The 12,835-nt window shown below is 70.9% G+C and carries 10 protein-coding genes, 1 tRNA gene and 1 riboswitch; of the genes, 8 read left to right on the top strand and 3 right to left on the bottom strand.

Annotation, left to right across the window (positions count from 1 at the left end; genetic code table 11):
* The first annotated feature begins 43 nt into the window (after positions 1–43).
* Positions 44–222, top strand: a riboswitch (cyclic di-AMP (ydaO/yuaA leader).
* Between the two features lie 4 nt (positions 223–226).
* The 7 genes from AC1Z4A_RS12200 (at position 227) to AC1Z4A_RS12170 (ending at position 8,048) form a co-directional block, all read left to right on the top strand.
* Positions 227–976, top strand: coding sequence for a transglycosylase family protein (locus tag AC1Z4A_RS12200; RefSeq protein ID WP_483678168.1), 750 nt, complete (start codon positions 227–229; stop codon positions 974–976).
* A 328-nt stretch (positions 977–1,304) separates the two neighbouring features.
* The gene (gene eno, locus AC1Z4A_RS12195; RefSeq protein WP_483678166.1) at positions 1,305–2,594 is read left to right on the top strand and encodes a phosphopyruvate hydratase; all 1,290 of its coding nucleotides are present in this window, start codon (positions 1,305–1,307) and stop codon (positions 2,592–2,594) included.
* Between the two features lie 149 nt (positions 2,595–2,743).
* Entirely contained in the window at positions 2,744–3,214 is a 471-nt protein-coding gene (locus tag AC1Z4A_RS12190; RefSeq protein ID WP_483678164.1) for an FtsB family cell division protein, read from the top strand.
* 59 nt (positions 3,215–3,273) lie between these two features.
* The gene (locus AC1Z4A_RS12185; RefSeq protein WP_483678163.1) at positions 3,274–3,822 is read left to right on the top strand and encodes a DUF501 domain-containing protein; all 549 of its coding nucleotides are present in this window, start codon (positions 3,274–3,276) and stop codon (positions 3,820–3,822) included.
* On the top strand, positions 3,819–4,760 hold the full coding sequence (locus AC1Z4A_RS12180; protein WP_483678162.1) for a Ppx/GppA phosphatase family protein: 942 nt from the start codon (positions 3,819–3,821) through the stop codon (positions 4,758–4,760). The genes AC1Z4A_RS12185 and AC1Z4A_RS12180 overlap by 4 nt, the downstream gene beginning before the upstream one ends.
* A gap of 387 nt (positions 4,761–5,147) precedes the next feature.
* Positions 5,148–6,524: an NAD(P)/FAD-dependent oxidoreductase gene (locus tag AC1Z4A_RS12175; protein ID WP_483678160.1), complete on the top strand. Its 1,377-nt coding sequence runs from the start codon at positions 5,148–5,150 to the stop codon at positions 6,522–6,524.
* Between the two features lie 201 nt (positions 6,525–6,725).
* Positions 6,726–8,048: a class I SAM-dependent methyltransferase gene (locus tag AC1Z4A_RS12170; RefSeq protein WP_483678158.1), complete on the top strand. Its 1,323-nt coding sequence runs from the start codon at positions 6,726–6,728 to the stop codon at positions 8,046–8,048.
* A gap of 74 nt (positions 8,049–8,122) precedes the next feature.
* On the opposite strand, the gene AC1Z4A_RS12165 is transcribed toward AC1Z4A_RS12170, so the two are convergent.
* Both AC1Z4A_RS12165 and AC1Z4A_RS12160 read right to left on the bottom strand, forming a co-directional pair.
* Positions 8,123–10,642 carry an ABC transporter permease gene (locus AC1Z4A_RS12165; RefSeq protein ID WP_483678157.1) on the bottom strand — a complete coding sequence of 840 codons (2,520 nt, stop codon included), beginning with the start codon at positions 10,640–10,642 and terminating at the stop codon, positions 8,123–8,125.
* 46 nt (positions 10,643–10,688) lie between these two features.
* The gene (locus tag AC1Z4A_RS12160; protein ID WP_483678155.1) at positions 10,689–11,471 is read right to left on the bottom strand and encodes an ABC transporter ATP-binding protein; all 783 of its coding nucleotides are present in this window, start codon (positions 11,469–11,471) and stop codon (positions 10,689–10,691) included.
* A gap of 405 nt (positions 11,472–11,876) precedes the next feature.
* Between AC1Z4A_RS12160 and AC1Z4A_RS12155 the strand changes: the two genes are divergently transcribed.
* Positions 11,877–11,959 (top strand) — tRNA-Leu (locus AC1Z4A_RS12155).
* Between the two features lie 11 nt (positions 11,960–11,970).
* Here the strand turns inward: AC1Z4A_RS12155 and AC1Z4A_RS12150 are convergent.
* Entirely contained in the window at positions 11,971–12,636 is a 666-nt protein-coding gene (locus AC1Z4A_RS12150) for a TetR/AcrR family transcriptional regulator (protein ID WP_483678154.1), read from the bottom strand.
* Positions 12,637–12,835: the final 199 nt, after the last annotated feature.

Below are 12,835 nucleotides of genomic sequence, written 5' to 3'. Positions count from 1 at the left end.
CACCACGGCCGCACGCCGAATCCTGCCGGCGGCCGGGGGAGTCGTCGCGCAAGCGCCGTAGGCAGGAGCGGGGGAACCAAGGTAGGGCGCCGGATCCGGTCCCACGGCCAGTGGCCTGGGGAGCGGGACGGCTTGGGGTGAAGCCCGGTGCACAACACCGGGCCGGGCAGACTCACGGTCCGAACCCGACAGCTCACCTCGTAGGCGTCGGTGAGGAAAACGACTCATGTCCAAGGGCAAGCACCGTCGTCCGTCCAAGGCCGTCCGCATCGTCGCGCTCGCCGGCGTCACCGGCGCAGCGGTCGCAGCCCCTCTGATGGTCGCGACCTCCGCCCACGCCGCCTCCGTCGACCAGTGGGACAAGGTCGCCCAGTGCGAGTCCACTGGCAACTGGCACATCAACACCGGCAACGGCTACTACGGCGGCCTGCAGTTCGCGCAGGACTCCTGGGTCGCCGCGGGCGGTACCCAGTACGCCCCGCGCGCCGACCTGGCCACCAAGGCCCAGCAGATCGCCACCGCCGAGCGCCTGCTCGCCATGCAGGGCCCGGGCGCCTGGGGCTGCGCCGGCGCGGGCAGCCTGAGCAAGGGCGGCGCGAAGGCCGACGTGGACACCTCGGGCTCCGGCTCCGTGTCGAAGAAGTCCTCGAAGTCCTCCTCGCACGGCAGCTCCACCACGAGCCACGCCGACCGCAGCCAGCGCTCCACCGCGCCGAAGCACGCCAAGCCGGCCCAGGAGGCGGACGAGCAGGCCGACGAGACCCCGGCGCCGAAGCAGCGCGCGCCGAAGCACGCCGCCCCGCAGACCGTGCAGAAGGGCGACGGCAACTACGAGGTCAAGGAAGGCGACACCCTCTCCAAGATCGCTGAGACCCAGCAGATCAAGGGCGGCTGGGAGAAGCTGTACGACCTCAACAAGAACATCGTCGCCAACGCGGACACCATCTACCCGGGTCAGATGCTGCACACCAGCTGATCGCGTCCGGTCCTCGCCCTCCGCCCCGAGCACGGGCGAGGACCGGTGCACGACCGACGGGTGAGCGGCCTCCGCCGCGACGCCGCTCATGCGCGGGACCGCCCCGCTCCGATGCGCCTTCCCCCCGAGCCGCATCGGAGCGGGGCTCCGTCGTTCCCGGGCGGTTTTTCCGTTGAGCGAACAGACGGGCTGTTCATCCCGCGATCTCGGCGTTTGTGCTGTTTTTTCAGATTTTCCGGCCCGGTTGCGCGGTCCGCGGGCGGGGGCAGCCTCCCGGGCCCGTTAGGCTCGTGCTGCAGAACTCCAGACACACACGAAGGAGACCCTCGTGCCGTCCATCGACGTCGTCGTAGCTCGCGAGATCCTCGACTCGCGAGGCAACCCCACGGTCGAGGTCGAGGTCGGCCTCGACGACGGCTCCACGGGCCGTGCCGCCGTGCCGTCCGGCGCCTCCACCGGTGCCTTCGAGGCCATCGAGCTGCGTGACGGCGACCCGGAGCGCTACCTCGGCAAGGGCGTCGAGAAGGCCGTCCTCGCCGTCATCGAGCAGATCGGCCCGGAGCTGGTCGGCTACGACGCCACCGAGCAGCGCCTGATCGACCAGGCCATGTTCGACCTGGACGCCACCGACAACAAGGGCTCGCTGGGCGCCAACGCCATCCTGGGCGTCTCCCTCGCCGTCGCGCACGCCGCCTCCGAGGCGTCCGACCTGCCGCTCTTCCGCTACCTCGGCGGCCCGAACGCGCACCTGCTGCCCGTTCCGATGATGAACATCCTGAACGGCGGCTCGCACGCCGACTCCAACGTGGACATCCAGGAGTTCATGATCGCCCCGATCGGCGCGGAGTCCTTCTCCGAGGCCCTGCGCTGGGGCACCGAGGTCTACCACACCCTCAAGAAGGTGCTGAAGGGCCGCGGCCTGTCCACCGGCCTCGGCGACGAGGGCGGCTTCGCCCCGAACCTGGGCTCCAACCGCGAGGCCCTCGACCTCATCCTCGAGGCCATCAAGGAGGCCGGCTACACCCCCGGCCAGGACATCGCGCTGGCGCTGGACGTCGCCGCCTCCGAGTTCTACAAGGACGGCGTCTACACGTTCGAGGGCCAGGACCGCACCGCCGCCCAGATGACCGAGTACTACGCCGAGCTGGTCGAGGCGTACCCGCTGGTCTCCATCGAGGACCCGCTGTTCGAGGACGACTGGGCCGGCTGGAAGACCATCACCGACAAGCTCGGCGACAAGGTCCAGCTCGTCGGCGACGACCTGTTCGTCACCAACCCCGAGCGCCTCGCCAAGGGCATCGAGGAGGGCACCGCCAACGCCCTGCTGGTCAAGGTCAACCAGATCGGCTCGCTGACCGAGACCCTCGACGCCGTCGAGATGGCCCAGCGCAGCGGCTTCAAGTGCATGATGTCCCACCGCTCCGGCGAGACCGAGGACGTCACCATCGCCGACCTGGCCGTCGCCACCAACTGCGGCCAGATCAAGACCGGCGCCCCGGCCCGCTCCGAGCGCGTCGCCAAGTACAACCAGCTGCTGCGCATCGAGGAGATCCTCGACGACGCCGCGGTGTACGCCGGCCGCAGCGCCTTCCCGCGGTTTCGCTCTGCGAACCAGTAAGTACTGCAAGGGCTGACGTCGTCAAGGGCCGACTCCCCAGGGGCTGACCTCCCTTAGGGTCTGACCCCCGCCAGTCGCCGTACGTCCCCGGCCGCGGTCCCGTACCGTGTCCGGGGACGTACGTTCGTAAGGACCGAAGGGGAGGCGACGTGGGCGCGGACCGGTTCTCCACCGCGACCAGGCTCAAGGCGCTGGGCACGGCGCTGGTGCACGGGTCCGGCGCCGCCCGGGTCTACCGCGCCCGGCCGCCGCGCCGCAGCCGGCTCACGGGCCGCGCGGCGCTCCTCGCCCTGGTCGTCTGCTCGCTCGTGGTGGCCCTCGCCTACCCGATGCGGCAGTGGGTCACCCAGCGCTCGGACATCGCCGACCAGCGGCGCCAGACCGAGCACGCCCGCGAGCAGGTGAAGCGGCTGCGCGACGAGAAGGCCCGCCTTGAGGACCCGGCGTACGTGGAGCAGCAGGCGCGCGAGCACCTGCACTACGTGCGCCCCGGCGAGACGGGCTACAGCGTGGTGGACGGCAGCGGGGACGCCAAGCGGCCCAAGGACCAGGGAGCCGGCGACCGCCCCTGGTACAGCAACCTCTGGGACGGCGTGGACACTTCCGACGGCCACGGCTGATCGGCTGATCCGGTCCGTACATCTTTCGACAAGACCTTCCGACGAGCACGAGCGAGCACATGGACACCCCTCCCCCGAAGACCGAGCCCACCGCGCCGACCGAGGCGGACATCGCCGCGTTCAAGGAGCAGCTGGGCCGCCCGCCGCGCGGACTGCGGGCCATCGCCCACCGCTGCCCCTGCGGCAACCCGGACGTCGTCGAGACCGCGCCGCGGCTGGAGGACGGCACGCCCTTCCCGACGCTGTACTACCTGACGTGCCCGCGGGCCGCCTCCGCGATCGGGACGCTCGAGGCGGAGGGGGTCATGAAGGAGATGACCGCCCGTCTGGAGTCGGACCCGGAGCTGGCCGCGGCGTACCGGGCGGCGCACGAGGACTACATCCGGCGGCGGGACGCCATCGAGGTGCTGGAGGGGTTCCCCAGCGCGGGCGGCATGCCGGACCGGGTGAAGTGCCTGCACGTGCTCGTCGGGCACTCGCTGGCCGCGGGCCCGGGCGTCAACCCGCTGGGGGACGAGGCGATCGCGATGCTGCCGGAGTGGTGGCGCAAGGGGCCGTGCGTGACGCCGTGCGCAACGGAGACGGAGACGGAGGCAGAGACCTCATGACCCGCGTCGCCGCGATCGACTGCGGTACCAATTCCATCCGTCTGCTCGTCGCCGACGCCGACCCGGACACCGGTGAGCTGGTCGAGCTGGACCGGCGGATGACGATCGTGCGGCTCGGCCAGGGGGTGGACCGCACCGGGCGGCTGGCTCCCGAGGCGCTGGAGCGCACCTTCGCCGCGTGCCGGGAGTTCGCGGAGGTCATCCGCGAACTCAAGGCCGAGCGCACCCGGTTCGTCGCCACCTCCGCCTCGCGCGACGCGAAGAACCGCGAGGACTTCGTGCGCGGCGTGGTGGAGATCCTGGGCGTGGAGCCCGAGGTCATCACCGGCGACCAGGAGGCGGAGTTCTCCTTCACCGGGGCCACCCGGGAGCTGACCGGGCGGGACGACCTGGCGAAGCCGTTCCTGGTCGTGGACATCGGCGGCGGCTCGACGGAGTTCGTGCTCGGCGAGGAGCACGTGCGGGCCGCGCGCAGCGTGGACGTCGGCTGCGTGCGGATGACGGAGCGTCATCTCGTGGTGGACGGCGAGGTCACCGACCCTCCGGCGGCGGAGCAGATCGCGGCGATACGGGCCGACGTCGAGGCCGCGCTGGACCTCGCCGAGCAGACCGTTCCGCTCACCGAGGCCCGCACGCTCGTGGGGCTGGCCGGCTCGGTCACCACGGTCGCGGCGATCGCCCTGGGGCTGGAGGAGTACGACTGGTCGGTCATCCACCACTCGCGGATCTCCCTCGACACGGTCCGCGAGATCACCGGCAGGCTGCTGTCGTCCACGCACGAGCAGCGCGCGGCGATTCCCGTGATGCACCCCGGGCGGGTCGATGTGATTGCCGCCGGGGCGCTCGTCCTGCAGTGCGTGATGGAGCGGACGGGGGCCCGGGAGGTCGTCGTGAGCGAGCACGACATCCTGGACGGCATTGCCTGGAGCATCGCCTGAGGGGGTCCGAAAGGCCCTTGTGAAGGGCCGATCGGGGCCCTGTCGAAGAAAGTTCGTGAAATCCTTCACATGAAAAACCGGGCCCGGGATCGCGGAATGTGTGCTTCAGGGCCCCATCCGGGGGTCCCGGGGGCCCGGTAGCCGGAAACCGTCCGCTTTCGTGCGTCTTAAAGAAACGCTTATGCGCGGGGTCGACCCCGGGTGGTCCAGTCGTCGCACTCGACACAAGGCCAGTTCAGCGGGGGTGGTGAACGCCTGCCGGGTGGATCTGGTTCCCTTCCGGGGGTATGGCGTCGATCACGGGGCGGCGGAGTGTAGCAGACAGGTCCCGGTCTCTTGTGAAGGGGCTCACGAGCACCCCGTGGGGGAGTGCTGGATACTCGAAACATGAGCACCACGGAGCGTCCACGGATCCTCGTAGTAGGCGGTGGGTACGTCGGCCTGTACGCGGCACAGCGCATCCTCAAGAAGATGCGCTACGGCGAGGCGACCGTCACGGTCGTCGACCCGCGCTCGTACATGACGTACCAGCCCTTCCTTCCCGAAGCTGCCGCCGGCAGCATCTCCCCTCGCCACGTCGTGGTGCCCCTGCGACGCGTGCTCCCCAAGGCGGAGGTCCTCACCGGCCGCGTCACCGGCATCGACCAGGACCGCAAGGTCGCCACGGTCGCGCCGATCGTCGGCGAGTCCTACGAGCTGCCCTTCGACTACCTGGTCATCGCGCTCGGCGCGGTCTCCCGCACCTTCCCGATCCCCGGCCTCGCCGAGAACGGCATCGGCATGAAGGGCATCGAGGAGGCCATCGGCCTGCGCAACCACGTTCTCGAGCAGCTCGACAAGGCTGCCTCGACCAAGGACGAGGAGATCCGCCGCAAGGCGCTCACCTTCGTCTTCATCGGCGGTGGCTTCGCGGGTGCGGAGACCATCGGCGAGGTCGAGGACATGGCCCGCGACGCCGCCAAGTACTACCCCAATGTGAAGCGCGAGGACATGCGCTTCATCCTCGTCGACGCGGCGGACAAGATCCTCCCCGAGGTCGGTCCGAAGCTCGGCGAGTACGGCAAGCAGCACCTGGAGAGCCGGGGCGTCGAGATCTACCTCTCGACCTCCATGGACTCCTGCGTCGACGGCCACGTCGTGCTGAAGAACGGCCTCGAGGTCGACTCCAACACGATCGTGTGGACCGCGGGCGTCAAGCCCAACCCGGTGCTGTCCCGTTACGGGCTGCCGCTGGGCCCGCGCGGTCACGTCGACACCTCCGAGACCCTCCAGGTCCAGGGCACCGACTACATCTGGGCCGCGGGCGACAACGCCCAGGTCCCGGACGTCGTCGGCCGCAAGGCGGGCAACGAGAACGCCTGGTGCCCGCCGAACGCCCAGCACGCGCTGCGCCAGGCCAAGGTCCTCGCCGACAACGTCCTCTCCGGGATGCGCGGCTTCCCGCAGAAGACCTACTCGCACGCCAACAAGGGTGCGGTGGCGGGCCTCGGCCTCCACAAGGGCGTGGCGATGATCGTCATGGGCAAGATGAAGATCAAGCTCAAGGGCCGTCTCGCCTGGTACATGCACCGTGGCTACCACGGCATGGCCATGCCGACCTGGAACCGGAAGATCCGTGTCTTTGCGGACTGGACCCTGGGTCTGTTCCTCAAGCGCGAGCTGGTCTCCCTGCGCGCCATGGAGAACCCGCGCGAGGAGTTCTACGAGGCCGCCAAGCCGGCCCCGGTCGCGACGGACAAGGCCGAGAAGGCCAAGGCCTCCTGACCTCCGGTCACAGCAGTTCCGTCCGAAGGGCGTCCACCAATCCGTGGGGTGGGCGCCCTTCGGCGTGCTCTGCGCCGGGTGGAGCGCCCCGCTCCGGCGGGGGCGGAGCGGTTTTTGCGGGAAGGACTACTGCACGACCCGTTGGTGTTCAGATGTCAGGTACAGCTACTTCCTGACACATCATCATGGAGGTGTGCCGACATGGCCGATGCCGCCCGACGGCTCAGCACGCTGGCGGAACGGGCGCTGGGCGCCCCGCTGCCCGTCCGGATCCGCGCCTGGGACCGCAGCGAGGCCGGCCCCCCGGGCGCCCCCGTCCTGATCGTCAGGCGCCGCCGGGCGCTGCGCAGGCTGCTGTGGAAGCCGGGCGAGCTGGGCCTGGCCCGGGCCTGGGTGGCCGGGGACGTCGACGTCGAGGGCGACCTCTACCGGGCCCTCGACCTGCTCGCCGGCAGCCTCTGGGGGCGCGGTGAGGGGCAGGGCCGCCGCTCGGGTCCGGCCGTCCTCCTGGCCGTGCTCCGCGACCCCGGGCTGCGGGCCGCGGGCCGCGAGCTGCTCCGGCTCGCCGCTCCCTGGGTGCCGCCCGTGCCGCCCCGCGAGGAGGCCCGCGCCGCCGGCGCCGGCCCGCTGCACACGCTGCGCCGCGACAAGCAGGCCATCAGCCACCACTACGACGTCGGAAACGCCTTCTACCAGCGCGTCCTGGGCCCGTCGATGGTCTACTCCTGCGCCTACTGGGCCGGTCCCGGCGCAACGCTCGAGGAGGCCCAGCGGGACAAGCTCGATCTCGTCTGCCGGAAGCTGGCCCTCGGGCCCGGACAGCGGCTGCTGGACGTCGGCTGCGGCTGGGGCTCCATGGTGCTGCACGCCGCCCGCGAGTACGGGGTGAGCGCGGTCGGCGTCACTCTCTCCGAGGAGCAGGCCGCGTACGCCCGCAAGCGCATCGCGGAGGCCGGGCTGGCGGACCGCATCGAGGTGCGGGTGCAGGACTACCGCGAGATCGCGGACGGGCCGTTCGACGCCATCGCCTCCCTCGGCATGGCCGAGCACGTGGGCTCCGAGCGCTACGCCGAGTACGCCGCCGGCCTGTACGGGCTGCTGGTGCCCGGCGGGCGGCTGCTGAACCACCAGATCGCGCGCCGCCCGATGCGGGACGAGGAGGCCTACCGGGTCGACGAGTTCATCGACCGCTACGTCTTCCCCGACGGTGAGCTGGCGCCCGTCGGACGGACCGTCGGGCAGCTGGAGGAGGCCGGGTTCGAGGTCCGGGACGTCGAGGCGCTGCGCGAGCACTACGCGCTGACGCTGCGCTCCTGGGTGGCCAACCTGGAGGCGCACTGGGACGAGGCCGTGCGGCTCACCTCCCCGGGCCGGGCCCGGGTGTGGCGGCTCTACATGGCCGCCTCCGCGCTGTCCTTCGAGCGCAACCGCATCGGCGTCAACCAGGTGCTGGCGGTCCGCACGGCGGAGTCCGGCGAGTCGGCGCTGCCGCTGCGCACCCGCGACTGGCGCTCGGACGGCTGAGAAGACGGCTGGGAAAAGGGCCGGGCCCCACGGCTGTTGCCGCGGGGCCCGGCCCCTTCCGTGTTCCGGCGAAGCTACTCGGCCTTGATGGCCGACAGCATGTTGAGCTTGGCCGCCCGCCGGGCCGGCCACAGCGCGGCCAGCATGCCGACCACGGCGGCGAGCAGCAGGAAGATGCCCATCCGGCCCCAGGGGAGCACCAGCTCGTAGGTGCTGAGGCTCTTCTTGATGAGGTCGCCCGCGGCCCAGCCGAAGAACACGCCCAGGCCCACGCCCAGCACGCCGCCGAAGAGCGAGATCACCAGCGACTCCAGGCGCACCATCCGCTTGATGCCCTTGCGGTCCAGGCCGATGGCACGCAGCATGCCGATCTCCTGCTGCCGCTCGAAGACGGACATCGCCAGGGTGTTGATGACGCCGAGGACGGCGACGATCACGGCCATGGCCAGCAGGCCGTAGAGCATGTTCAGCAGCAGGTTGATGAGCTTGGCGATGCCGTCGGAGACGTCCTGCTTGTCCTCGACCTGGATGGCGGGGTTGTCGCCGAGGGCCTTGCGGAGCTTGTCCTTGGTGGCGTCGCTCGCACCGCTCTTGGTCTTGACCATCACCTGGGCGTCGGCGATCTCGCTCTGGTGCGGGGCGAGGCCCGCGGCGTCGACCATGATGCCGCGCGTCAGGGCGTTGCCCTTGAAGATGCCGGAGACCGTGAGGGTGCCCTGCTTGCCGTCCTCGTAGGTGACGGTGAAGGACGAGCCGAGCTTCCAGTGGTGGCTCTCGGCGGTCTTGTCGTCGACGACGGCCTTGCCGGCGGAGAGCCCGGCGAACGAGCCGGCCGTGAACCCGGGCTTGGACAGCTGCCCGATGGTCTTGCCGTTGACGCCCGAGAGGATCTCGTGGTCGCCGTCGATGCGGGCGGGGGAGGTGCGCACCGGGCTGGTGGCGGTGACGTCCGGCTGCTCGGCGAGCTTCTTCTCCACGTCCGGGGACAGCGGGGTGAGGCTGGCCATGGAGACGATGTAGTCGGCCTTGAGGGAGTCCGTGGCCATCTTGTCGACGGCCTTGGAGACGCTGCCCGCGATCACGGTCAGGCCGGTGATCAGGGTGAGGCCGATCATCAGCGCGGAGGCGGTCGCGGCGGTGCGGCGCGGGTTGCGGACCGCGTTCTGCCGGGCGAGCTTGCCGGGCATGCCGAACCCGCGCAGGAGCGGCGCCGCGGCGGCGATCACCGGGCGGGACAGCAGCGGGGTCAGCACGAAGACGCCGACGAGGACCAGCGCGGCACCGGCGCCCATCGTGCTGGAGCCGGACGCGGTCAGGGTGAGGGCGGCACCGATGGCGGCGATGGCGCCGCCGATGGAGTTGCGGACGACCAGCGACTTGGTGGTGGCGACGGCGTGCACGCTGTTCATCGCGGCGACCGGCGGGATCTTCGCGGCGCGGCGGCCGGGCAGCCAGGCGGCGAGCATGGTGATGACGATGCCGACGGCCAGCGAGGTGATGATCGTGTCCGGCGAGACCACCAGCGGGCCGTCGGGGACGGCGGAGCCGGTGCTGTTGATCAGGCTCCGCAGCCCGGCGCCGATGCCGATGCCCGAGGCCAGGCCGACGACGCCGGCGACGGAGCCCACGACGAACGCCTCGATGAGCACCGAGCGGGTGACCTGGCGGCGGCTGGCGCCGACGGCGCGCAGCAGGGCCAGTTCCTTGGTGCGCTGGGCGACCAGCATGGTGAAGGTGTTGGCGATGATGAAGATGCCGACGAAGAGCGAGATACCGGCGAAGGCCAGCATGACGGTGCGCATGCCGTCCGTGCCCCGGGCTATGGCGTCGGCCTGGTCGTCGGCGAGCTGCTGACCGGTGGTGGCCTCGGTGTCCTTGGGCAGGATCTTCTCGAGTGAGGCCTTCAGGGCGGCCTGGGAGGTGCCGGGCGCGGCCTTCACGTCGATCTCGCCGAACTCGCCGGGCTTGCCGTAGAGCTTCTGCGCGGTGGGGGTGTCGAAGAGCGCGAGGCTGCCGCCCGCCGAGACGTTGCCGTCGTCGGTGGTGAAGATGCCGGTGACCTTCTGCTCCAGCACCGGGCCGTCGACGGATATCCGGACGGTGTCGCCCACCTTGTAGCCCGCGCGGTCGGCGGTCTTGGCGTCCAGGGCGATCTCGCCCGTGGCCTTGGGCGCGCGGCCGTTCTTCATCGGGTAGCGGGGGTCCTTGCCGTCCGCGCCCGGGTAGTAGTTGGCGCCGGAGGACGAGAAGCCGTCGCCCACGAGCTTGCCGTGCTTGTCGGCGATGGCGGCGAAGCCGCTGACCGAGCCGGTGGCGGAGGCGGCGCCGGGCACCTTGGCGGCCTGGTCGAGCAGCTGCTGGGACAGCCGGGGGACCGCGCCCGGGTTGCCCTTGTCGCGGTCCTCCTTGTGGGGCTGGACGGCGACGTCGACGCCGGTGAAGCCCTTGGCGGAGCTCTTCTTGTAGGCGTCGGAGACGGTCGAGGTGAAGACGAGGGTGCCGGAGACGAAGGCCACGCCGAGCATCACGGCGAGCACGGTCATCAGCAGCCTGGCCTTGTGCGCGAGCACATTGCGCAGTGCGGTACGGAGCATCGGTGTCAGTCCTGGGACGAGTGGCTGGCGAGGGGGCGGCTGCCGGTCAGCTGACGCGGCCCTTGGCGTCGAAGCGCTTCATCCGGTCGAGGACGGCGTCGGCGGTGGGCTCGTACATCTCGTCGACGATGCGGCCGTCGGCGAGGAAGACGACGCGGTCGGCGTAGGAGGCCGCGACCGGGTCGTGGGTGACCATGACGACGGTCTGGCCCAGCTCGCGCACCGAGTTGCGCAGGAAGCCCAGGACCTCGGCGCCGGAGCGGGAGTCCAGGTTTCCGGTCGGCTCGTCGGCGAACATGATCTCGGGGCGGCCGGCCAGGGCGCGGGCGACGGCCACGCGCTGCTGCTGGCCGCCGGAGAGCTGGTTGGGGCGGTGCTTGAGGCGCCCGGACAGGCCGACGGTGTCCACGACCGTGTCCAGCCACTGCTTGTCGGGCTTGCGGCCGGCGATGTCCATCGGGAGCGTGATGTTCTCGATGGCGTTGAGCGTCGGCAGCAGGTTGAACGCCTGGAAGATGAAGCCGATCTTGTCGCGGCGCAGCTGGGTGAGCTTCTTGTCGTTGAGCGCGGTCAGCTCGGTGTCGCCGATGCGGGCCGAGCCGCCGGAGACGGTGTCGAGGCCGGCCATGCAGTGCATCAGCGTCGACTTGCCGGAGCCGGAGGGGCCCATGATCGCGGTGAACTCCGCCTGGCGGAAGTCCACGGACACCGCGTCCAGGGCGACCACCTGGGTCTCGCCCTGTCCGTAGACCTTGGTGAGATCCGTGGCGCGGGCTGCCACCGCGGTGGCGCGGGCGGCGGTCTGGGCGCCGAAGGGGGTGGTGGTCACGGTGGAGCACTCCTGTCGGGGCGGTAGCAGGGGACGTACTCCATGGTGCTTCGGGCGATCGGGCCCGGGATCAGCCCCAGCTCCGGTTCCCGGGACAGTCTCCGGAGGTATGCGGCAGGGGGGTGGTCATCCCTGGGTAGGAGACCGCCCCTTACCGAGAGCGATGAGATTGCGACAAATCCGTTCCGGCCCGGGCCGGGCCGACGGGCGGGGGACAGCGGGGGAGATCGGCCCCTGGCATGTGCCAGTGGTGTCATCCATGCGCTGATGACTGCTCAGTTGCCAATAAAATAAGACAACCTCGGGTCACCGTTCCGCTGTTTGGGGGGCGCTCCCCGGCTAGGCTCGTCCTGCTCTCCGAGGGGGAGGCCAGTCCGCCTCTTGCTGTGCTGCCCGAGAGCCCCCGCCCGGATGGTGGAATGCAGACACGGCGAGCTTAAACCTCGCTGGCCCTTGGGGCCGTGCCGGTTCAAGTCCGGCTCCGGGCACGTCGTGCGTCTCAGTGTTCTCCCGCGGGCGGCTGACGGTCCCCGGGCACAGGTACGGGGCCGTCCCCGGCCCCCGTCCGCAGCCGCTGCGGGGCCGTTCCGCCCGCGAGGTCGAACAGCTGCTTGAGGGCGGAGAACGCCTCCGCCCGGTCCACCAGGCCGTCAAGGCTGTGCAGGGTGTTCACGCCGACGCCGCTGCCGAAGACGAGCGCCGCCAGGCTCTTCGCGTCCGGCAGTCCCGGGGCGCGCTCCGTGAGCCGCTCCAGATAGCCGACCCACACCCGGCGCGTGCGCTCGTACCCCCGCACATAGGCGTCCCGCAGGGCTCCCGGTGCGCCCGTGACCTCCGGCAGGACCGTGGCGAACACGCGTCCGCACGGGGCGTCGACCACGCTGAGGTGCGCGTCCACGAGGGCGTCGAAGGAGAGCGGGCCGGACTCCGGCAGCAGCCGGCGGTACTCCTCCTCGGCTGCGCGGAAGGCGCCCTCGATCACCTCGACGATCAGGCCCTCCTTGGAGCCGAAGTGCCAGGCGACCGAGCCGCGGCTGATGCCCGCGCGCTCCGCGACGGCCTGCACGGACGCGGCCCGCGGTCCCGCCTCGGCCACCAGCTCCGTCGCCGCCTCGAGCAGTCTGCGGCGGCTCTCCCGTGCGGATTCCTCGCGACGACCGGCCATGCGGGCGATTGTCCCACGGAGTGTCCCACGGGGCACAGGGTCACCGGAGCGACCGCGTCCCCCGGGACGTGCCGGAAAGCCCGCGATACCGATCACGACCGAAGCCTTGACGGCCTGTGTCGGCCGTTCAACGATTGGACCACCGTCCAGTCAATCGCGGGTGAGCCGGGCCCGGAGCCTTGGATGCCCTGGCGCCTTG

The sequence above is a fragment of the Streptomyces sp. 17_S59 genome, from assembly GCF_056930295.1.
This window is presented reverse-complemented; position numbering and strand designations above follow the sequence as displayed.